A 21875-nucleotide genomic window follows, 5' to 3' on the forward strand; every position below is an offset into this window, starting at 1 on the left:
CCCCTGGTCGTCGGCGCGGAATCGAAGTACACCCGATCCCGTGCCCGGTTCCGGACCGTAAGCGCGATCGCACTCTTGCGTCCAGCAGCCACGCCGGTTTCGGTAGCAGCAGTTTTGTGCTGTGCACCTCGGGGTTCGCACCCCGACGTCGTCCGTGTTGCTCAGCGGGTCCGCTCGTCGCCGCAGCTAGCCCAGTTCTTCGTTCCTCCCCTGCGCGATGACCCCGTCTAAGACGTGATCACCACATCGAACACCGTACCTGGCGACCCGATCACCTGGTTGAGGTAGTCGTGATTGGCGCAACGGCGTCATCGCAGCGGACAGCGCCGGAAATCCGGACGGCGGGTGTCTGGTTTGGCTGACAGCGTTTCCGCTCGCAGACGTCGAGACGGAGGAAGTGCGCGATGGCAGCGGATTTGCGAGGCGAGGTCGCGGTAGTCGCGGGCGCGACGAGGGGCGCGGGGCGGGGTATCGCCGTGGAGCTCGGGGCGGCGGGCGCGACGGTGTACTGCACCGGTCGCACGACCCGCGCGCAGCGCTCGGACTACGACCGGCCGGAGACCATTGAGGACACCGCCGAGCTGGTCACCCGGGCCGGCGGCGAGGGGATCGCGGTCCGGGTCGATCACACGGTCCCGGACGAGGTGCGAGACCTGGTGCGGCGCGTCGAATCCGAGCAGGGGCGGCTGGACGTGCTGGTCAACGATCTCGGCGGCGAGCACCTGATGGACTGGAACAAGCCGATCTGGGAGCAGGACCTGACCAAGGGCCTGCAGCGGCTGCGCACCGGCATCGAGGCGCACATGATCACCAGCCACTTCGCGCTGGCGCTGCTGAGCAGGCGTCCGGGCGGGCTGGTCGTGGAGCTCACCGACGGCACCGCCGAGGTGCACGAGAAGTTCTACCGCAACGAGTGCGGCGCGTTCTTCGACGTCGCCAAGACGGCGATGCACCGGCTGGCCCGCGCCCAGGGAGAGGAGCTGGCACCGCTGGGCGGCACCGCGGTGTCGCTGACGCCGGGGTGGTTGCGCTCGGAGATGATGCTGGAGATCTACGAGGTCACCGAGGACAACTGGCGCGAGTCCACGATCGCCCCAGCGGCTTTCGCGATCGCCGAATCACCGGCCTACGTGGGCCGCGCGGTGGTGGCGCTGGCGTCCGATCCGGACGTGGCCCGGTGGAACACCCAGTCGTTGTCCAGCGGTTTCCTGGCCGGGGAGTACGGGTTCACCGACACCGACGGGTCGCAGCCCGACTGCTGGCGGTTCGCGCTGGAGGTCGAGTGGGTCGACGGTGAGGGCGACGTCGAGGACTACCGGTAGAGCGCGGCGAAGCGCTCCGCGGCGCTCGCGAGGTCCTGGCGCAGCTCTTCCGGCGCCAGGACCTCGGCTTCCGGGCCGAGCGCGAGGATCTGCGAGAACGCGACCCGCAGCGATTCGCTCCGGAAAGTGGTGCGGACCCAGCCGCGCGCGTCCGGTTCACCGGCGGCCGCCTCTGCTTCGGCGGCGGCGAGCCCTTCGGTGGTGGCGCGCAGGCGAAGGAGCCCGGTGGGGCTGATGCGGAGGTCGACGTCGAGGGTGAGCAGCGACCGGGAGAACTCCTCGGCGGTGCGGTCCCAGAAGGCGGCGAGGTCGAAGTCCCCGTCCCGCTCGAACTCCTCCCCCGCCACGACCTCGCGGAACCGGTCGACCCGGTAGGTGCGGAACCGCCCGTCGCAGCGCGCAGCGAGGTACCAGACGCCGGCCTTGAGCACGAGCCCGTGCGGTTCGAGCTCGCGGTGGACGAGTCGTTCGCCGCGCTGGTACTCGACGCTGATCCGCAGGTCCGCCCACACGGCGCGGCCGATTTCCGGTAGCAGGGCCGGTGTTCCGGCCTCGCGGAACCAGCGGGGAGCGTCGAGATGGAAGCGCTGCCCCACCCGCTGGGGCGCGTCCTGGAACGGCGGTGCCAGCGCGGCGGTCGTCTTGCGGCGGGCGGCTTCGACCGCCTCGCCCAGCCCCATGTCGATGGCCGCCCCCGGGACCCCGGACAGGAACAGCGCCTCGGCCTCCTGCCGGTGCAGGCCGTTGAGCTTGGACCGGTAGCCGCCGAGCAGCCGGTACCCGCCACCCCGCCCGCGCTCGGCGTACACCGGGACCCCCGCCTCGGCGAGCGCCAGCACGTCGCGCGCCACGGTCCGCTCGGAGACCTCCAGCTCGCGCGAGAGCTCAGGTCCGGTCATCGACCCCCGGACCTGCAACAAGCACAACAACGACACCAACCGAGCAGCCCGCACCCACCCAACCTACGACCGACCACCGACGACCTCAGCGCAAGCCGGTGGTCTTGAGGGACTGGACGAGCCAGCGCTGGCCGAAGAGGAAGACCAGGACCGTGGGCAGGGCGGCGAGCATCCCGGCCGCGATGACGTAATGCATCTTCGACGAGAACTGGCCCTGCAGCGAGGCGATGCCGACCTGGACGACGCGCAGCGACTCGTCCTGGGCCACGGCCAGCGGCCACAGGAAGGAGTTCCAGTTGGCCAGGAAGAACAGCACCGCCAGCGCGGCGAGCATCGGCCTGCTCAGCGGCAGCACGACGTGCCAGTAGATGCGCCAGTGGCCGCAGCCGTCCAGCTGCGCGGCGTCCTCCAGCTCGCGCGGGATGCCGAGGTAGAACTGCCGCAGCAGGAACACGCCGAAGGCGTTGAACAGGCCAGGCACGATCAGTCCCGCGTAGGTGTCCACCAGGCCCAGCGCCCGGACCACCATGAACAGCGGCACCAGGATCACCGGCAACGAGATCAGCAGCGTCGCCACCACCGAGGCGAACGCGACACCGCGCCCGCGGAAGGACAACCGGGCCAGCGCGTAGGCGGCCATCGAGTGCAGGAGCAGGGCGATGACGGTGACGGTGATCGCCACGAACGCGCTGTTGCCCAGGTAGCGCAGGAAGGGCACCTCGGTGAGCACGTAGATCACGTTCGCCAGCGTCAGCTCGCCCGGCCAGCCGAGGCTGTAGAGCTCCGACTCCGGTCGGAACGCGCTGAGCAGGAACCACAGCAGCGGCGCGACCGTGCCGAAGGCGATCAGGTACGCGGCGACGGCTCGGGACCTAGGCATCGAACCGGCCTCCTCTCGTCAACGCGAACAGGGCACCGGTGATCGCGCCCAGCGCCACGACCAGCAGCGCGCAGATCGCCGACGCGTAGCCGAAGCGCCCGAACAGGAACGCCTGCTGGTAGGCGTAGTAGACGACCGTGGTGGTGGAGTTCGCCGGTCCGCCGGAGGTCAGCACGTAGACCAGGTCGAACGCCTGCAACCCGGTCACCGCGTTGATCAGCGAGGTCACCAGCACGAAGAAGCTCGTCGGGCGCAGCATCGGCCACGTGACGTGGCGGAACCGCTGCCACGGACCGCCACCGTCCACAGTGGCCGCGTCGTAGTACTCGCGCGGGATGTCCTGCAAGCCGCCCAGGAAGATCAGCATCTGGTAGCCCATCAGGAACCACACGCTGATCAGCACGAGCGTGAGCAGCGCCAGCGTCGGATCACCCAGCCAGGAAACGTCGTCCAGCCCGGTCAGCTTCGCCACCGCGCCCGTCTTGTCGGTGAGCAGGAACTGCCACAGCAGGCCGACCACCACCAGGCTCACGGCGTTCGGCAGGAACAGCGCGGCGCGCACCACCGCCACGCCCGGGAAGTGCTCCGACACCAGCAGCGCCAGGCCGAGTCCGGCGAAGAACGCCAGCGGCACGAACAGCGCGGCGTAGCCGAGGGTGATGCCGAAGCTCTTCCACAGCAGCCCGTCCCCGGCCATCAGCCGGAAGTTCTCCAGCCCGGCCCACTCGACGTTGCCGAAGCCGTCGACCTCGAAGAAGCCCACCAGCAGCGCCAGCAATGCGGGCAGGGCGATGAACAGCAGGAGGCCGAGCGCGTCGGGCGCGAGGAACGCGGCAGCGGCGGAGGCGTCGGATCTCTTCGATCGGCTCAATTGATCTGCGCTCCGTCGTAGGTGGACAGGAACGTGTTGATCTGCTCGGCAGCGGCCCTGGCGGCCTCGGCCGGATCGCCACCGCCGAGGTGGCAGGACTGCAGCGCGTCGGAGACCGCGCGGTAGATCTCCGGCGGGTAGCGGGGTTCCGGCCGGGCCTCGGCCATCACCTCCTCGGCGAAGACCCGCATCGGGCCGTCGGCGAACGCCCCACGCTGCTCGGCCAACCGCTGCACGGAGTAGCGCGGCGGCAAGTTGGTCTTGGCGACCGTGTTCCAGCGGCGCATCCGCTCCAGGCACGCGGGATCGGTGGATCCCAGCGCCCAGACGACGAATTCCGCCGCCGCGTCGGCGTTCTCGCTCTGTCCGTTGGCGACCATCGCCCAGCTGCCCAGAGCCGTGGTGTACGCGCCACCGGACGGGGTCGGCAGGGGCATGACCCCGTAGCGGAAATCCGGTGCCTGCTCGGCGATCTCGGCGATCGCCCAGATCCCGGCGTGCTGCATGGCGCAGTAGCCGTCGGCGATGTTGGAGATCGTGTCGTTGCCGCCGGTGCCCCGGACCCGGCGCGGTGCGGCGCCGAGGTTCACCGTCTCCTGCCAGAAGCGCAGCGCCTGGTGGACCTGCGGGCTGTCGAAGGCCGCGCTGCGGTGATCCGGGCTGAAGACCTCGCCACCCGCCATCCACATGGACTGGTAGAAGGTGAAGTTCTCGTAGTAGCCGGGATTGGTCTCCAGCAGGAGGCCGAAGCGGTCCCGGGTCGTGAGGCGTTGCGCCAGGGACAGGAGCTGGTCCCAGGTGCGCGGCAGGTCCCCCTCCGCGAGGTGCTGCTGCTCGAAGATCTCCTCGCTGTAGTACAGGGCCAGCGGCTCGATCTCCATCGGCAGCCCGAAGACGCGGTCGTCGACCAGCCTGGTCTCCAGCACCTGCGGCAGGAAGTCCGCTCGCACGGCCGGATCCAGGTGCGGGGTGAGGTCGGCGAGCGCTCCACCGTTGTAGTAGCGCAGGAAGTCGCCGGGGCTCAGCAGGAAGACGTCCGGGCCGGCTCCGGCGCTGAAGGACGTCTGCAGGGTGGGGCCGGACTTGTAGTCCTTGTTGGGGACGTAGCGGAGCCGGACCTTGATGTCGTGGGTGTCGTTCCACTCCTCGGCCAGCTGGACGAACCAGTCGCTCTGCGACTTCTGCTGCCCGCCGGGACCGTAGAAGTTCCAGAGGCTCAGCTCCCGAGGCTTCGGCGCGCAGCCCACCAGCGCGGGTCCGGCGGCCAGCGCCCCCATTCCGCCGAGGAAGGCTCGCCGCCCCACCGATCCGGTCACCCGACCACCCCCAGAGGCCCAGCAAACGATTACCAAGCACGCTAAGTGACCCCGATCACCCAGTCAATGGACCCGCCCGGATCACCCCTTCCGGGCAAGTCCCAGTTTTAGGGGTCGTTGCAGAATCACCTTGCTTGGCGGTGCGGGTAGCGGAACCTCACACGCCGCCTGGACTCCGTGCGCCACTCCTGATGTATGCCAATACACGGCGTCGCGGCGTACTCGCCAGACGACGTGTGAGAACCCGCGGCGGTGCCAGCTGAGTCCCACACCTGAAACAGCGGCTCCGCCGCATTCTGAAACGACTCCTTAGTCCGAACTGAGCGGACATTTCGGGCGCGAAGGGTCCTCGGTTTGGACTAAAACTGGGACTTGGCGAGGTCACGCGAAGTGGGGTGGGGATCCGGTGAGGGCTCGATGGGTGGCTTCTTCGTCGGCGTAGTAGTTGGGACCCGGGGCTTCGGTGTCGTAGTAGCGGTGGAACACCGGGGTTTGCGAGCCCGACATCGGAGGGACGATCCAGGACCAGTCGACCGGGCACTTGCGGCCCGAGGCCTCCTCCTTCTCCAGATGCGTGAGGAACCGGTGCGATTCGGTGTGGTGATCGGTAATCGTCACCCCGGCCTGCTGGTAGGAGTGCAGCACCGCCCGGTTGAGCTCGACCATCGCGCGGTCCCGCCAGAGGGTGTCCTCGCGCGAGGTGTCCAGGCCCAGCCGCTCGGCGATCACCGGGACGAGGTCGTAGCGATCGTTGTCGGCGAAGTTGCGGGCACCGATCTCGGTCCCCATGTACCAGCCGTTGAAAGGCGCTGCGGGGTAGGAAACACCGCCGATCGACAGGCGCATGCCGCTGATGACCGGAACCGCGTGCCAGCGCAGCCCGAGCTCGGCGAACCACGGCAGGTCGGGGTGGGTCATCGGGACTTCCCGCACCGCGTCCGGGGGCAGCGCGAACATGTGCGCCCCCTCCTCGCGGGTCTCGACCACCAGCGGCAGCGGGTCGAAACCCGTGCGGCGGGCGGGAGCTCGCCAGCCGAAACCGGTGACGGCCTCGGTGAAGCGGACGTAGCGCGGGTCGCCGAGCACCGAACCGTCCGCGTTGCGGTACCCGGCGTAGCGGATGAGCTGCTCGTTCCAGATCCGCGGGGCGGGGCGCTGCGGGGTTTCGGGCGGGAAGACGCTGATCACCGGGCGCACCTTGCCGCCGTTGGTGGCCATCCGCAGGTGCTCGACGCAGTGCGCGGCCACGCCGGACACCGTGTGCACGTCGCGCAGGTCGCGCACTTTCAGGCTGCGCCAGTACAACCGGCCGATGCAGCGAGCGCTGTTGCGCCAGGCGACCTTCGCGCCGTAGGCGAGCTCCTCGGCGGTGTGCCGATAGGTGCCGATCGTCTCGACCTCGTAGCGCATCCGCGCCAGCCGGTGCTGGATCGGGGTGTCGACGCGGTTCTCGGCGTGGAAGAGCCGCAGGAACTCCTCCGCTTCGGCGATGTCGACCGCGGGCGCCCGGAACACCGGCGCCGCAGGTGGGGGGACGGGACGTAAGCGGCGGGTCCGCTCCGCCGCACCGGCTCCTCCGGAGAAGACCGCTTCCGGCGCGTCACCACTCACCCTGAACACGGCACCACGTTAGCGCGCGGATGATGATCTCGAACCGGTGCCGCTCACCGGCGGCCGATCAGGCGACGGTCGGCAGCGCAGGTGTCGTAACGTCGTAGACCTTGCCGGGACGGGTCAGCAACGACGGCAGGATCAGCGCCTTGCGCGGCGTGTCCTCGATCGTCCCCCAGTCGACGATCCGGCCGCCGGTCAGCTCCAGCCGGATGTCGCTCGGGCTGCGCGCGAGCACGGCGGTCACCTCGGTCCGCACCGGGACCGGCAGGGCCACCAGCACCGACAGCCCGGCGCGGGTCATCGGATCCTCGGCGGAAGCCTGGGGCGCGCGCAGTTCCGGCACTCCGGCGGGCGGGGCGGGGACCGTCTCGAACGGCACGCCGTCCACGTCGAGCAGGCGAACCCCGTCGGTGGCGCGGAAGTACGCCGCCGGGGCCCGTTCGGTGACCTGGATGATCACGGTGGACGGCCAGTCCAGCACCGCCTGCGCGTCGGCGACCTTGGGCAGCGCGTGCAGGTTCTCCCGGATCTGCTGGGGGTCGACGCGCAGCATCGGCGTCCCCTCGGCCACCTCCGCGGTCTGGATCACCGCGTCCGGCCGCAGGCTCGCGTTGCCCTCCACCCGCACGGTCCGCACGCCCACCAGCGGGGAGAAGTAGACGACCAGGAAACCGATCGTCACCACCGCCAGCACGCCCGGCAGCAGGAAGCGCCGCCAAGCCGGAACGGGCGGCGCACTCCGGCGCACCTGCCGGCGCCGCGCTCGCTCCGCCGCGCTCCGATCGGTCACCCCAGGTCCTCCCCCTCGCCGTTGCCGGGCGAACCCGCGGCGCGGTCGAGCTCGCCGAGGATCTCCGGGCCGAGCATGGTCACGTCACCGGCGCCCATCGTGAGCACCAGGTCGCCGGGCCGGACGAGCCCGGCGACGCGCGGTCCGGCATCGGTGAAGGACGGCTCGAAGTGCACGTTCTCGGCGGGCAGCGGGATGGCGTCGGAGATCAGCTTGCCGGTCACACCGGGCTGCGGGTCCTCGCGCGCGCCGTACACGTCGAGCACGACGACCTCGTCGGCCAGGCCCAGCGACTCGGCGAACTCCGCGGCGAACGTCGCGGTCCGCGAGAACAGGTGCGGCTGGAACACCACGACGACCCTGCCCGCACCGGCGACCGGGCGGGCCGCGCGCAGCTGCGCGGAGACCTCGGTCGGGTGGTGGGCGTAGTCGTCGTAGACGCGAATGCCGTTGACGCGCCCCTTGAACTCGAATCGGCGCCGCACACCGCCGAAGGCCGCGAGGCCTTCCAGCATCCCCTCCAGCGGAGCACCGAGCTCCAGACCGGCGAGCAGCGCGGCGACGGCGTTGGCGGCCATGTGCTCGCCGGGGACGGCGACCTGCACGTCGACGAGTTCGGGTGCGACGCCCACGAGTTCCACCGACACCACGCCCACGCCCTGCTCGGCGCGGTAGCCGGCGAGCCGGGCGTCGCCCTCGGCAGTCGCGTTCGCGCCGTAGCGGCGCACCCGCAGCCCGGCCGATTCCGCTTGCGCCGCGAGGACTTCCGCGCCCGGGTCGTCGGAGCAGACGATGAGCACACCACCGGGCTCGATGCGACCGACGAAGTCCTCGAAGACCTTGGTGTAGGCCTCCTCGGTCCCGTGGTGGTCCAGGTGGTCAGGTTCGACGTTGGTCACGACCGCCACCGACGGCGCGTACGCCAGGAACGATCCGTCGCTCTCATCGGCCTCGGCGACGAAGACCCCGCCGTCGCCGTGGTGCGCGTTGGCGCCGGACTCGTTGAGGTCGCCGCCGATGGCGAACGACGGGTCGACGCGGCAGTGCTGCAGCGCGACCGTGAGCATCGAGGTCGTCGAGGTCTTGCCGTGCGTGCCTGCGACGCAGGCCACGCGGTGATCGGCCATCAGCCCGGCCAGCGCCTCGGCCCGTCGCAGCACGGCGATGCCGCGTTCCTGCGCGGCGACCAGCTCGGCGTTGTCCGGGCGGATCGCGGTGGAGACCACGACGGCCGTCGGCTCCTGGTCGAGCAGGTCGAGGTTCTCGGCGTGGTGCCCGATCCCGATGCTCGCGCCCTGCGCGCGCAGCGCCATGACGGTGCGCGAGTCGCGCGCGTCGGAACCGGAGACCTGGTGGCCTCGGGCGAGGAGGATGCGGGCGATGCCGCTCATCCCGGCCCCGCCGATGCCCACCAGGTGGACCCGCTCGAGCAGTCGCTCCATGTCGGCGGTCATTGACCCGCCACCTCCATCACGATGCGGGCGAGCACCTGGTCGGCCTCGCGGTGGCCGCTGCCCATGGTCGCCTGGCTCATCATCTGCAGCCGCTGCGCGTCCAGGGCCATCGGGACGATCTCGTCGATGACCCGCTGCGGCGTCAGCTCCTCGTCGGCGATGAGCCGGGCTCCTCCGGCGCTGACGACCGGCTGGGCGTTGAGCGCCTGCTCGCCGTTGCCGTGCGGCAGCGGCACGAACACGGCGGGCAGACCGATGGCGGAGACCTCGGCGACGGTCATCGCGCCCGACCGGCACACGACCAGGTCGGCGGCGGCGTAGGCGAGGTCCATCTGCTCCAGGTACGGCACGGTCCGGTAGATCGGCGCACCCATGACCTGCTGGATCGCGACGCTGTTCTTGGGGCCGTGGGCGTGCAGCACGCCGATGCCCGCGCGGCCGATGGCCTGCGCGGCGCCGGAGAAGGCGGTGTTGAGCGTCTGCGCGCCCTGGGAACCGCCGAAGACCAGGACCGTCGGCGCGTGCGGGTGCAGTCCGAAGTGCTGACGGGCCTGCATCCGCAGCTTCCAGCGGTCCAGCCTGGTGATCGACTCCCGCAGCGGGATGCCGATGGTCTGCGCCCCGGGCAGTCCGCTGTCGGGGGTCGCCGACAGGACGCGGGCGGCGAGCTTGGCGCCGACCTTGTTGGCCAGCCCGGCGCGGGCGTTGGCCTCGTGCACCACGATCGGCACCCGACCGCGGGCGGCGAGGTAGGCGGGCAGCGAGACGTAGCCGCCGAAGCCGACGACGACGTGGGCGCCGACCTTGTCGAGCACGTCGCGGGTCTGGTGAACGGACTCGCGCACCTTCAGCGGCAGCTTGAGCAGGTCGGTGTTGGGCTTGCGGGGCATGGGGACCGGCGGGATCAGCTCCAGCGGGTATCCGCGAGCCGGGACCAGCCGGTTCTCCAGTCCTCGTTCGGTGCCCAGCGCGGTGATCTGCGCGTCCGGGCGGACGCGGCGCACCGCGTCGGCCAGCGCCAGCGCCGGTTCGATGTGCCCCGCGGTGCCGCCTCCTGCGACCACCACCGAAAGACGACGCATGCCCATCCCGGCGCCCTGCGGTTCGCCCAGGCGCTGGATGCGGACCGTCTGGTCACCGCTCAACGGTGTCCTCCTCGTGTCTGAGCCCGTGAGCCGGGCCCGCTGCGCGCACCTCGTGCGCGGGGTTCTGCTCCGCTCCGGCGCGTGCCCGGCGCACCGGAGCTCTTGGCTCCGGGCCTGGTCCGGGGAACGGGCCGGGAAGTCTTCCGCCTCGCCGGCGGGCGGTACGGCGCCGGGGTGGGCAGTCGGAGCAACCTGCCGACCCGCCCCGGTCCCAGAGACCGTAGCGCGGCGATGGCTTCGGGCTCGTGCCGGGCGAAGTTCGCGAGGAGGCCGAACACGAGCATGCTGGTGACCACTGAGGACCCGCCGGAGGAGATCAGCGGCAGCGGCAGACCCGTGGTCGGCAGCAGGCCCACGACGTACCCGATGTTGATCACCGCCTGGCCGACCAGCCAGGTCGTGAGGGTCGCCGCGACCAGCCGGATGAAGGGGTCGGTGTTGCGGAAGGCGATGCGCATGCCCACGTAGGCCGTGGTCGCGTAGAGCATCAGCACGACCGCGCAGCCGATGAAGCCCAGTTCCTCGCCGATGACCGCGAAGATGAAGTCGTTGTGCACGTTGGGCAGGTACTGCCACTTCGACCAGCCCTGGCCGAGCCCGCGCCCGAGCAGGCCACCGTCGGCGAGCGCGAACAACCCCTGCATGGCCTGGTACCCGTTGCCCGACGGGTCCGACAGCGGGTCGAGGAAGGTGGTCAGCCGCGCCATCCGGTACTCGGCGACCATCGCGAGCACCACGCCACCGGTGACCGCGCCCAGCGCCATCATCAGGAACAACCGCAGCGGCGCACCGGCGAACCACAGCAGTGCCAGCAGCACGATGAACAGCGTGATGGTGGAACCCAGGTCGGGCTGCAGCATCACGAGCGCGAACATCAGCAGCGCACCCGGCACGACCGGGACGAGCAGGTGGCGGTACTGGGTCATCAGGCCGCGCTTGGTGACCAGCACGTGCGCGCCCCACAGGGCGAAGGCGACCTTGGCGAACTCGACGGGCTGGAACGACACGCCCGCGACCACGAACCAGCTGCGCGCGCCGTTGAGCTCGGTTCCCAGCGGCGTCAGCACCAGCACGAGCAGGCCGAGGCAGAAGGCCAGCAGAGGGAGGCTGTAGCGGCGCATCAGCCGGACCGGGACGCGCAGCGCGATGTAGAACAGCCCGAGCCCGCCCACGCAGTACAGGACCTGCTTGACGAACACGCCGTAGGAGGTGCCGTCCTTGTTGAACGAGTCGACGCTGGAGGCCGAGAGGACCATCACCAGCCCGAACACCGTGAGCAGGCCGAACACGGCCAGCAGCAGGTGGAACGAGGCCAGCGGACGGGTCAGCCAGGCGGTCAGCGTGGACATCACGGTCATCCCGGCGCCCTTGCGGGGTTCTCGCCGGGGAGCGGTCTTCGGCGCAGCGGTGGTCACCGGATCACCCGCCGCGGGTCGTCGCCGCCGGGGTTTCGGACAGCACGTCGCGCACCGCGTCGGTGAAAGCCCGGCCGCGGTGGGCGTAGTCGGTGAACATGTCCATCGACGCGGCGGCCGGGGCGAGCAGCACCACCGAGCCGGGCCGCGCGCAGGCATGCGCCAGGCGAACTGCTTCGAGCATGCCCGCATCGTCCCCTGCGGCGACCTCGTGCACGGGCACATCCGGGGCGTGTCGACCGAGCGCGGCGGTGAACGCGGCCCGGTCGCGGCCGATCAGCACCGCGGTCGCCAGTCGCCCGGCGTTGGCGCGGACAAGGTCCTCGACGTCGGCGCCCTTGAGCAGCCCGCCCGCGATCCAGACGACGGAGTCGTGCGCCCGCAGCGCGGCGTCGGCGGCGTGCGGGTTGGTGGCCTTCGAGTCGTCGACGTAGGACACACCGCCGGCCTCGGCGACGACGACGGAGCGGTGCGCGCCCGGCTCGAAGCTGCGCAGCCCTTCGGCCACGGCGGCCGGTTCCACGCCGTGCGCGCGGGCGAGCGCGGCCGCGGCCAGCGCGTTCGCGACGTTGTGCGGACCCGCGGGGCGGATCTCCGACAGCGCCGCGAGCGCGACGCCGTCACCGAAAGCGCGGTCCACCAGCCGGTCTTCGGCGACCCCCAGCTGCCCGTCCCCGGGCGCTGCGAGGGTGAACGACACGCGCCGGGACCCGGCGGCGTCGACGAGGCGTGCGGACCACTCGTCGTCGGCGTTGAACACCGCGACGTCGTTGCCCGCGAACACCTTCGCCTTCGCCTCGCCGTAGGACTCCAGCGAACCGTGCCAGTCGAGGTGGTCGTCGGCGAGGTTGAGCACCACGGCGGCCTCCGGGCGCAGCGCCTGCTGCCAGTGCAGCTGGAAGCTGGAGAGCTCCACCGCCAGCACCCGGTGTCCCGCGCGCACCGCGTCCACCACCGGCAGGCCCACGTTCCCGCAGGCCACCACGTCGGCACCGGCCGCGCGCAGGATCGACTCCAGCATGCTCACGGTGGTCGTCTTGCCGTTGGTCCCGGTCACCGCGAGCCAGCTCGCGGGGCCTTCCGGCCGCTCCTGGTCCAGCCACCACGCGAGCTCGACCTCACCGATCACCTCGACACCGGCGGCGGCAGCGGCCGCGGGCAGCGGCGCGTCGGGACGCCAGCCGGGGCTGGTGACCACCAGATCGGTGTCCTCCGGCGGGGTCTCAAGACCGGCGACCAGCCGAGCGCCCTGCGCCTCCAGCGAGGCGAGCGCGGCCAACCGGTCCGCGGAGCCGTCGGTCACCGTCACCTCCGCGCCCGCGGCCAGCAGCGCCTCCGCCGCCGACCGCCCGGACACCCCGGCACCGGCGACCAGCACCCGCAACCCTCGGTACCGGCTCGCAGCCACTGCGCCTCCTTCAATCGGTCTTCAACGGCGAAGCCGTTGGCCCACCTGAGCAACCCGCAGCGCCGCGGGTTCTGACACGTCGTCCGGCGAGGACGCCGCACACGTCAGGAGCGGCGCCCGCAGTCAGGTTCCGCCACGGGCACCGCTGCGCAAGACGCTCGACACATTTCTACCGCGCCAGCGCCAGCCAGTCCGCGTAGAAGAGACCGACGCCGAACATGCAGCTGATCCCGGCCAGCACCCAGAACCGGATGATGACCGTGGTCTCGGCCCAGCCCGCCAGCTCGAAGTGGTGGTGGAACGGGGCCATCCGGAACAGCCGGCGCCGGGTCGTCCGGAACACCACGATCTGCAGCACCACCGACAGCGCCTCGACGACGAACACGCCACCGATGATGATCATCAGCAGTTCGGTGCGGGTCACCATCGACAGGCCCGCCAGCAGACCGCCGAGCGCCAGCGACCCGGTGTCGCCCATGAAGATCTTCGCGGGCGCGGCGTTCCACCACAGGAACCCGACGCAGGCCGCCATCGCCGCCGCCGCGACCACCGCGATGTCCAGCGGGTCGCGCACCGTGTAGCAGCCCGGCGCCGGACCGGAGTTGAAGCAGTCGTTGCGCAGCTGCCAGAACGAGATCAGCACGTAGGTGGCCAGGACCATCGCCGCGGTACCACCGGCCAGGCCGTCCATGCCGTCGGTGAAGTTGACCGCGTTGGACCAGCCGCTGATCGCGATGTAGGCGAAGATCACGAAGCCGACCGCGCCGAACGAGATCACCGTGATGTCCCGCAGGAACGACAGGTCCACCGAGGCCGGCGTGACGTCGTTCTGGTTCGGGAACTGGATCGCGAGGATCGCGAACAGCACCGAGGCGACCAGCTGGCCGACCAGCTTCGCGGTCTTGTTCAGACCGAGGTTGCGCTGCTTGCGGATCTTGATGAAGTCGTCGAGGAACCCGACGATGCCCAGCGCCGTGGTCAGCCCCAGCACCAGGAGGCCGGTGGCGGTGGGCTGATCACCCATCACCACGTGGGTGACGAGGTAGCCGCACCACATCGCCACCAGGATGGCCATGCCGCCCATGGTCGGCGTGCCGCGCTTGGCCGCGTGGGTGCCCTGCACCTCTTCGCGGATCTCCTGACCGAAACCCTGCCGGGAGAACACCCGGATCAGGTAAGGCGTGAACAGGATCGAGATGACCAGCGCCACCGCGGCGGAAATCAGAATCGGCTTCACTGCTGCTGCTCTCCATTACCGCCATCGGCGAACAAGGCTTCCGCGACCCGCCACAACCCGGCCGAGTTGGACGCCTTGGTCAACACCACATCTCCGGGACGCAACTCGGCGCGCAGCAGCGCGACGGCCGCGTCGATGTCCGGAACCAGCACCGATTCCTCTCCCCACGACCCTTCCAGAGACGCCGCTTGGTGCATCGCCCGGGCCTGTTCGCCGACCACCACGAGCCGGTCGATGTTCAGCCGGACGGCCAGCCGCCCGATCTCGTCATGCGCCTCGACATCGGCGTCGCCGAGCTCGGCCATCGGCCCGAGCACCGCCCACGCGCGCGCCGGGCGGCCCCGGGTCATCGAGGCCAGCGTCTTGAGCGCGGCGCGCACCGACTCGGGGTTGGCGTTGTAGGCGTCGTTGACCACGGTCACGCCGCCAGGGGTCTCGGCGACCTCCATGCGTCGCGCGGAGACCCGCTGGACGGCGCCCAGCCGCTCGGCGACCTCGCGCAGCGTCGCGCCCAGCTCCAGAGCCACGGCCGCGGCCGACAGCGCGTTGCCGACGTGGTGCTCACCGACCAGCGGTAGCGTCACCGTCTCCTTGCCGGACTCGGTGACCAGCGTGAACGTCGGCCTGGCGAACTCGTCGACCTCGAGGTCCTCGGCCCGCACGTGCGCGTTCGGGGACTCGCCGACCAGCACCACGCGCGCCCGGGTGCGCTCGGCCATCGCCGCGACCAGCGGGTCGTCGGCGTTGAGCACCGCCACGCCGTCCTCGGGCAGCGACTCCACCAGCTCGCCCTTGGCCTGCGCGACCGCCTCCTGCGAGCCGAACTCGCCGAGGTGCGCGTGGCCGACGTTGAGGACCACGCCGATGCTCGGCGGCGCGACCTCGCAGAGGCTCGCGATGTGCCCCACGCCGCGAGCCGACAGCTCCAGCACCAGGTGCCGGGTCCGCTCGTCGGCGCGCAGCACCGTCCACGGGTGCCCGAGCTCGTTGTTGAACGAGCCGGGCGGCGCCACCGTCGGGCCCATCGGGTCGAGCAGCTGCGCGATCAGGTCCTTGGTGGACGTCTTGCCGGACGAGCCGGTGACGCCCACGACCGCCAGGTTCGGCAGCCGGTCCACGACGTGGCGGGCCAGCTTCGCCAGCCCGCCCAGCACGGCCGCTCCGGTGCCGTCGGTGTCTCCTGCGAGCGCCATGGCGCTGGAGCGCTCCTCGACCGGCACCGTCGGCACCAGCACTGCGGGGGCGTCCACCTCGCGTGCGGCGAGCACGCCCGTGGCGCCGTCGGTGATCGCCTGCGCGGCGAAGTCGTGCCCGTCGACGCGTTCACCCGGAACGGCCACGAACAGTCCGCCATCGGTGATCTTGCGCGAGTCGAACTCGACCCCTGCGCTGACGATCTCCGAGCCTTCCGCACGGTGAAGCCTGCCGCCCACCGCCGCAGCGATGTCAGCGAGGCTGAGCCGGATCAACCTGCCTCCTCGGTGTTCTTGCGGGACATCCGCTTCCGGTGGGCCGGGTTCGCACCCCGCCCACAGGTCCGCTCTCCGACAGACTCTCGACGCTCACGCGCCCGCTGTCGCGTCCCGCCCCCGACGATCTTGGGTTTCTTCGTTGCGGCCAAGCCTATGGCGCAGCGCGGCGGCCAGCTCCTCCCGGTCCGAGAAGGGATGCACCACGCCCGCCACCTCCTGTCCTGTCTCGTGGCCCTTGCCCGCGACGACGACGATGTCGCCCGGCTTGGCGCGTTCGACCGCGGCGACGATGGCGTCTCGCCGGTCGCCGATCTCGATCACCTCACCACGCTCGCCGGTGGGCACCTCCTGCGCCCCCGCCAGCATCTCGGCACGGATGTCGGCCGGTTCCTCGCTCCGCGGATTGTCATCGGTGACGATCAGCAGTTCGGACCGCCGCGCGGCGGCCTCGCCCATCAGCGGGCGCTTGGCGGTGTCCCGGTCGCCTCCGCAGCCGAGCACGACGACGACGTCACCGTCGACCTGCGCTCGCGCAGCGTCCAGCACGGCCGAAACCGCACCGGGTTTGTGCGAGTAGTCCACCACAGCGGTGAAGTCCTGCCCGAGCGCGACACGCTCCATCCGACCGGGCACGTCGACCTCGGCCAAGCCCTTCTCGATCGCGCTCAGCGGCACGCCCGCCGCGTGCAGCGCGCCGATGGCCAGCAGCGCGTTCGCGACGTTGAACGGGCCGGGCAGGCGCAGCCGGATGGGCAGCTCGACGCCCTCGGGACCGTGCGCGGTGAAGGTCTGCTCACCGGTCGGGTAGGTCGTCACGCCCGTGGCGGTCCACCCGGCGTCGGAGCTCTCCGTCGAGACGGTCACCGTGTCGGGGGTGACGAGCCTGCGGCCCCAGTCGCCGTCCACGCAGACCACCTCGCGCTCGGCGCGGCCGTCGAACAGCAGCGCCTTGGCCTGGAAGTAGTCCTCCATGTCGCGGTGGAAGTCCAGGTGGTCCTGGGAGAGGTTGGTGAAGGCGCCCACGGCGAACCGGGTGCCCGACACGCGACCCATCGCCAGCGCGTGGCTGGAGACCTCCATGGCCACCGTGGTGACGTCGTGCTCGACCATCACGGCCAGCAGCGCCTGCAGGTCGGGTGCCTCCGGGGTGGTGAACGCGCTGTCCAGGCGCTCGCCGGCGATCCGGGTCTCCACGGTGCCGATCTGGCCGGTGGTGAACCCGGCCGCGTCGAGCGCGGATTCCAGCAGGTAGCTGGTGGTGGTCTTGCCGGAGGTGCCGGTGACCCCGAGGATCTTCAGCTTGCTGGACGGGTCGCCGTAGATCAGCGCGGAGGCCCTGCCGAGGACGCCGCGCGGGTCGTCGTGCTCCAGCAGCACCACGCGTCCCTCGCGCACCGCCGGGTGCTCGGTGAGGTTCGCGCGCAGGATTCCGTCGGCGTCGGTGAGCACCGCGCGCGCACCGGCTTCCAGCGCCTGCTCGGCGAAGTCCGCACCGTGCACGCGGACACCGGGAAGGGCGGCGAACAGATCGCCGGGGCGAACGTGTTGAGCGCGCAGCGTGGCACCGGTGACCGCTGCATCGGCAGCGGCATGACCGGGTACGAGCACGAGGCGCGCGCCGATCTCATCGGCGAGTTTGTTGATCTCCACCGGCTCGACGCGAGTAGGTCGAGGCGGGGCAGTCGCGACCGCGGAAGGCACGTCGCGACAGGCTACCGGTACCACTGGCGGTCGCATCTTCATGGTCGCCCACCCGTTCGGCCGCGTCGCCGTTGCCCCGAACCGCGTAGTACCCACTGGCCATCGCTCGATTCGCACCACCCACCCCACACCCCACACCGAGAGGACCCGCGGCCCGCAGCCACGGGCCCCTCTCCAGTTCCCGGGCCTCACCTCCGCAGCGCCGGTGGCCCCAATTTCTTAAGTATTTGAGCCTCACCCGGGTGACATGCAAATACTTAAGAAATTGGGGGTCTGCCCGGTCGGAGCGTGACGGGCGGGGCGGGTTGTCCGTTTCGCCGGCGGGAAGGGGGCGTGGCGGGAAATGGACGCGCCTCTGGCCCAGGACATTCCGGACCTATAACGTTCCGATGCACGTTGGAGATTTTCTGGTCTCTGGAGGAATTCGTGAGAAACCATCGCCCCGGTCTGCTGGCCGCCGCAGGCCTCGCCACCGCACTGGTCCTCGCCCCGCTGACCGCTCACTCCGCCCTGGCGACACACGCTCCGTCCGCGGAACCCGCCGCCGCAGCGGCCATCGCCCCCTACGACGCCGGGGACGGCACCGCCGCGGGTGCCGTCGAGTGGTTCAAGGCCAAGCAGGGCGACAGCTCCTACGAGAACTACTGCGAGAAGGCCGTCGAGAACGCCTACGGCGTCACCGGCATCTGGCCCTCGGCCATCGACCACTGGAACGGCGCCGTCAACGCGGGCAAGGCCCACACCGACGGCTCCACGCCCCCGGCAGGCGCGTTCGTGTACTGGAACACCAACCAGTACGGGCACGTCGGCATCGCCGACGGCAACGGCGGCTTCTACAGCAGCAGCATCGACGGTGCCATCGGTCACGCCGACGACCCGTCCTACTTCGTCAACTACCTCGGCTGGAGCGACCCCCAGGTCCCGGCCTGACCCCTACCCCGTCGGAACGCGCGCTGGGCGGCCTGACAGCAACGCCCAGCGCGGTCCGGTGGTCAGTGGCCGTCCCGGGGGACGTAGCGGCCGGACTTGCCGACGAGGAAGTCCAGGTCGGCGCCATCGGACGCCTGCAGGACGTGGTCGTAGTAGAGCCGCTGCCAACCGCGCTCGTAGGGGTTGTCCGGGTCCTTCCACTCGGCCTTGCGGCGCTGGAGCTCCTCGTTCGGGATCTCCAGGTCCAGCCGCCTGTTGGGCACGTCGATGCTGACGGTGTCACCGGTGCGGACGAAGGCCAGCGGACCGCCCGCGGCCGCCTCCGGTGTGACGTGCAGGACCACCGTTCCGTAGGCCGTGCCGCTCATCCGGCCGTCGGAGATGCGCACGATGTCGTCGAAACCCGCGTCCTGCACCTTCTTCGGGACCGGCACGTTGGCGACCTCGGGCATCCCCGGATACCCCTTCGGCCCGGCGTTGCGGACGACGAGCACGGTGTTCTCGTCGACGCCGAGATCGTCGTCGGCGCAGACCGCGTAGTACTCGTCGACGTCCTCGAACACCATCGCCGTGCCCCGGTGCACCAGCAGCCGGGGCGACGCGGCGGACTGCTTGATCACGGCACCCCCGGGCGCCAGCGAGCCGCGCAGCACCGCCGTCCCGGTGCCCACGGCCTGGAACGGCTCGTCGAAGGAGGTGATGACCTCGCGGTTGTGCACCTCGGCGTCGGCGATGTTCTCGCCCATCGTCCTGCCGTTGACGGTGATCGCTTCCCGCTCGACCAGCCCGCCGAGTTCCTTGAGGACCGCAGGCAGCCCGCCCGCGTAGCAGAAGTCCTCCATCAGGAACTTGCCGCTGGGCTGCAGGTTCACCAGCGTCGGGACCTCGCGGGTGTCGATGTCGAAGTCGTCGACGGTGAGCTCCACGCCGACCCGCTTGGCGATCGCGATCAGGTGCACCACGGCGTTGGTGGACCCGCCGATGGCGGCGTTGGCGCGGATGGCGTTGCGGAATGCCTCGCGGGTCAGGACGTCGGAGGGCTTGAGGTCCTCACCGACCATCTCCACGATCCGCTGCCCGGTCTGCTGCGCGGTGGCGTATCGGCGGGCGTCCACAGCGGGCCAGGACGCCGCGTAGGGCAGCTGCATGCCCAGCGCCTCCACCACGCAGGCCATGGTCGAGGCGGTCCCCATCGTCATGCAGTGCCCGTTGGAGCGGGACATGCAGCCCTCGATGAAGTAGCACTCCTCCTGGTCGATCTTGCCTGCGACCAGGTCGGCCTCGGCCTGCCACACGGCGGTCCCGGAGCCGATGTCGGTTCCCCGGTACTTGCCGTTGAGCATCGGACCGCCGGTGAGCATCACGGCGGGCAGGTCGACGCTGGAGGCCGCCATCAGCAGCCCGGGAGTCGTCTTATCGCAGCCGGAGAGCAGCACCAGGCCGTCGAGCGGATTGGCGCGGATGGTCTCCTCCGCCTGCATGGCCAGCAGGTTGCGGTAGAGCATGGTGGTCGGGCGCATCAGCGTCTCGCCGAGCGCCATGTTGGGGAACTCCAGCGGGAACCCGCCCGCCTGCCACACACCGCGCTTGACGGATTCGGCGATGCGCTGCTGGTGGGCGTTGCAGGGCGCCAGCTCCGACCAGGTGGTCCCGATCCCGATGACGGGCCGCCCGTCGAACACCTCGTCGCTGTAGCCCTGGTTCTTCACCCAGGACCGGGCGGTCATGCCCGCGCGCCCGTGGGCCCCGAACCAGCTGGCGCTGCGCCGCGGCGTGCTCATCGCGTCCTCCCGAGCTGTGATCTCCGACGGATTCCCGACGTAACCAGCTCGTGCGACGCCGCGCAATAGCCCATCCGCAATACCGAACAGTGGTTGCTATTTCGAACGCGGCCGTTGACGCCTGCTGATCGCCGCTCCTACTCTCGTGACCCAAATCACGGACGACGTCCGACATGCCGAACCTCAACGAGGAGGCAACGGTGCGATCCGACACCCCGGCGCTGCGCGCAGCGGTACGGCGAGTGATGGTGCGGCTGATCCCGTTCCTGTTCCTGATGTACGTCATCGCGTTCCTGGACCGCGTCAACATCGGCTTCGCGAAGGAGGAGTTCCAGGCGCACGCCGGGATCTCCGAGGCCGCCTACGCGTTGGGCGCGGGCCTGTTCTTCATCGGCTACGCGCTGTTCGAAGTGCCCAGCAACCTGATCATGACGCGGGTCGGCGCCCGCTGGTGGATGTGCCGGATCATGGTCACCTGGGGACTCATCTCCGCGGCGATGTCGCTGGTCAACAGCGAATCCCTGTTCTACCTCCTGCGCTTCCTGCTCGGCGTCGCCGAAGCCGGGTTCTTCCCCGGCGTCATCCTCTACATCACCTACTGGGTCCCGCACGCCTACCGGGCGCGCTGCAACGCGCTGTTCTACTTCGGCATCCCGCTCGCATCTGTGCTGGGCGCACCGCTGTCGGGCGCCCTGCTGGAGCTGGACGGCGCGGCGGGACTCCTGGGCTGGCAGTGGATGTTCGCCGTCGAAGGGCTCATCGCCTGCGTCGTGGGCGTGTGGGCGTTCTTCTACCTCGACGATTCCCCGGCCGACGCGAAGTGGCTCACCCAGCACCAGCGCACCACCCTGCAAGCCGCGCTGGACGCCGAAGCTGAGTCGAAGCAGGGCCCGCACCGGCTGCTCTCGTCCCTGGTGGACCGGCGGGTGCTGTACTTCTGCCTGATCTACTTCCTGATCCAGTGCAGCGTCTACGGCATGACGTTCTACCTGCCGACGCAGGTGTCCGAAGCCGTGGGCAGCGAGGTCGGACTGCTCGTCGGCCTGGTCACCGCGATCCCGTGGACGGTGGCGCTGGTCGTCAACATCGTGGTCAACACGGCCGCGGATCGGCTGGCACAGCCGAAGAAGCGCTTCGTCGCGGCGGCCTGCGTCGCGGCCGGCTCGGTGGGGATCGCGGCCTCCGCGGCCTTCAGCGACCCGCTCCTGGCGATCGCGGGCCTGTCGGTGGCAGCCGCGGGCTACATCGCCGTCCAGCCGGTCTTCTGGACCTTCCCGGCCGCCTACCTGACGGGAACCGCCGCGGCGGCGGGCATCGGCCTCATCAACTCGCTGGGCAACCTGGGCGGTTTCGTCGCCCCGGTCGCCAAGACCTGGATCGAATCCACCCTCGACTCCGACACCGCAGGCCTCTACCTCCTAGCCCTCTGCGGCTTCGCAGCAGCAACCCTCTTCCTCACCCTCACCCAAACCGAGGACCCCACCCCGTCGAACAACCAAGATCCCACGAGGGACAGGACCCCGGCGGAAGACCCGAACCCCGGGCCCCGCGAGACCTCAACCCGAACTGACCCCGAATCCCGGACCTGACCCGGTGCGGGTTTCGGGACGAACGTCACCAGGTCCCAGTTTTAGTCCAAA

The 21875-nt window shown here is 70.5% G+C and carries 17 protein-coding genes; 3 read left to right on the forward strand and 14 right to left on the reverse strand.

The annotated features are described in order from the left end of the window. The first annotated feature begins 404 nt into the window (after window positions 1–404). Entirely contained in the window at window positions 405–1322 is a 918-nt protein-coding gene (locus ACYVF3_RS14930; RefSeq protein ID WP_461154818.1) for an SDR family oxidoreductase, read from the forward strand. On the opposite strand, the gene ACYVF3_RS14935 is transcribed toward ACYVF3_RS14930, so the two are convergent. The 13 genes from ACYVF3_RS14935 to ACYVF3_RS14995 form a co-directional block, all read right to left on the reverse strand. After that, on the reverse strand, window positions 1313–2275 hold the full coding sequence (locus tag ACYVF3_RS14935) for a helix-turn-helix transcriptional regulator (RefSeq protein WP_461154819.1): 963 nt from the start codon (window positions 2273–2275) through the stop codon (window positions 1313–1315). The genes ACYVF3_RS14930 and ACYVF3_RS14935 overlap by 10 nt on opposite strands. 31 nt (window positions 2276–2306) lie before the next feature. Continuing rightward, window positions 2307–3101, reverse strand: coding sequence for a carbohydrate ABC transporter permease (locus ACYVF3_RS14940; protein ID WP_461154820.1), 795 nt, complete (start codon window positions 3099–3101; stop codon window positions 2307–2309). Continuing rightward, entirely contained in the window at window positions 3094–3972 is an 879-nt protein-coding gene (locus tag ACYVF3_RS14945) for a carbohydrate ABC transporter permease (protein ID WP_461154821.1), read from the reverse strand. Before ACYVF3_RS14945 ends, ACYVF3_RS14940 begins: the two co-directional genes overlap by 8 nt. Further along, entirely contained in the window at window positions 3969–5288 is a 1320-nt protein-coding gene (locus ACYVF3_RS14950) for an ABC transporter substrate-binding protein (RefSeq protein WP_461154822.1), read from the reverse strand. The genes ACYVF3_RS14945 and ACYVF3_RS14950 overlap by 4 nt, the downstream gene beginning before the upstream one ends. A gap of 381 nt (window positions 5289–5669) precedes the next feature. After that, window positions 5670–6908, reverse strand: coding sequence for a nitric oxide synthase oxygenase (locus ACYVF3_RS14955; protein ID WP_461154823.1), 1239 nt, complete (start codon window positions 6906–6908; stop codon window positions 5670–5672). A gap of 58 nt (window positions 6909–6966) precedes the next feature. Next, on the reverse strand, window positions 6967–7692 hold the full coding sequence (locus tag ACYVF3_RS14960) for a cell division protein FtsQ/DivIB (RefSeq protein WP_461154824.1): 726 nt from the start codon (window positions 7690–7692) through the stop codon (window positions 6967–6969). Next, on the reverse strand, window positions 7689–9146 hold the full coding sequence (murC, locus tag ACYVF3_RS14965) for a UDP-N-acetylmuramate--L-alanine ligase (protein WP_461154825.1): 1458 nt from the start codon (window positions 9144–9146) through the stop codon (window positions 7689–7691). The genes ACYVF3_RS14960 and murC overlap by 4 nt, the downstream gene beginning before the upstream one ends. Next, on the reverse strand, window positions 9143–10234 hold the full coding sequence (murG, locus tag ACYVF3_RS14970; RefSeq protein ID WP_461154998.1) for an undecaprenyldiphospho-muramoylpentapeptide beta-N-acetylglucosaminyltransferase: 1092 nt from the start codon (window positions 10232–10234) through the stop codon (window positions 9143–9145). The genes murC and murG overlap by 4 nt, the downstream gene beginning before the upstream one ends. A gap of 53 nt (window positions 10235–10287) precedes the next feature. Beyond that, window positions 10288–11649, reverse strand: coding sequence for a putative lipid II flippase FtsW (ftsW, locus tag ACYVF3_RS14975; protein ID WP_461154999.1), 1362 nt, complete (start codon window positions 11647–11649; stop codon window positions 10288–10290). Between the two features lie 61 nt (window positions 11650–11710). After that, entirely contained in the window at window positions 11711–13114 is a 1404-nt protein-coding gene (gene murD / locus ACYVF3_RS14980; RefSeq protein WP_461154826.1) for a UDP-N-acetylmuramoyl-L-alanine--D-glutamate ligase, read from the reverse strand. Window positions 13115–13283: 169 nt separating this feature from the next. After that, window positions 13284–14351, reverse strand: a complete 1068-nt coding sequence (mraY, locus tag ACYVF3_RS14985; RefSeq protein ID WP_461154827.1) for a phospho-N-acetylmuramoyl-pentapeptide-transferase — start codon at window positions 14349–14351, stop codon at window positions 13284–13286. Continuing rightward, the gene (locus ACYVF3_RS14990) at window positions 14348–15820 is read right to left on the reverse strand and encodes a UDP-N-acetylmuramoyl-tripeptide--D-alanyl-D-alanine ligase (RefSeq protein WP_461154828.1); all 1473 of its coding nucleotides are present in this window, start codon (window positions 15818–15820) and stop codon (window positions 14348–14350) included. The genes mraY and ACYVF3_RS14990 overlap by 4 nt, the downstream gene beginning before the upstream one ends. Before the next feature lie 93 nt (window positions 15821–15913). Next, window positions 15914–17473, reverse strand: coding sequence for a UDP-N-acetylmuramoyl-L-alanyl-D-glutamate--2,6-diaminopimelate ligase (locus ACYVF3_RS14995; protein WP_461154829.1), 1560 nt, complete (start codon window positions 17471–17473; stop codon window positions 15914–15916). Between the two features lie 477 nt (window positions 17474–17950). Here ACYVF3_RS14995 and ACYVF3_RS15000 point away from each other — a divergent pair, with 477 nt between their 5' ends. Next, window positions 17951–18454, forward strand: a complete 504-nt coding sequence (locus ACYVF3_RS15000; protein ID WP_461154830.1) for a CHAP domain-containing protein — start codon at window positions 17951–17953, stop codon at window positions 18452–18454. A 62-nt stretch (window positions 18455–18516) separates the two neighbouring features. Here the strand turns inward: ACYVF3_RS15000 and ACYVF3_RS15005 are convergent, their stop codons facing one another. After that, complete coding sequence (locus ACYVF3_RS15005) at window positions 18517–20235, reverse strand: IlvD/Edd family dehydratase (RefSeq protein WP_461154831.1); 1719 nt, start codon at window positions 20233–20235, stop codon at window positions 18517–18519. Window positions 20236–20435: 200 nt separating this feature from the next. Between ACYVF3_RS15005 and ACYVF3_RS15010 the strand changes: the two genes are divergently transcribed. Then, window positions 20436–21824: an MFS transporter gene (locus tag ACYVF3_RS15010; protein WP_461154832.1), complete on the forward strand. Its 1389-nt coding sequence runs from the start codon at window positions 20436–20438 to the stop codon at window positions 21822–21824. The last annotated feature ends 51 nt before the right edge of the window (window positions 21825–21875 follow it).

This window comes from Saccharopolyspora tripterygii, assembly GCF_054778355.1.

Bases quoted from the DNA above. Each gene is read 5' to 3' on its own strand.
- ACYVF3_RS15005 (WP_461154831.1), bottom strand. From the start codon at position 20,235: ATGAGCACGCCGCGGCGCAGCGCCAGCTGGTTCGGGGCCCACGGGCGC.
- murC (WP_461154825.1), bottom strand. From the start codon at position 9,146: ATGACCGCCGACATGGAGCGACTGCTCGAGCGGGTCCACCTGGTGGGC.
- ACYVF3_RS14940 (WP_461154820.1), bottom strand. From the start codon at position 3,101: ATGCCTAGGTCCCGAGCCGTCGCCGCGTACCTGATCGCCTTCGGCACG.
- ACYVF3_RS14930 (WP_461154818.1), top strand. From the start codon at position 405: ATGGCAGCGGATTTGCGAGGCGAGGTCGCGGTAGTCGCGGGCGCGACG.
- ftsW (WP_461154999.1), bottom strand. From the start codon at position 11,649: ATGACCGTGATGTCCACGCTGACCGCCTGGCTGACCCGTCCGCTGGCC.
- murG (WP_461154998.1), bottom strand. From the start codon at position 10,234: ATGGGCATGCGTCGTCTTTCGGTGGTGGTCGCAGGAGGCGGCACCGCG.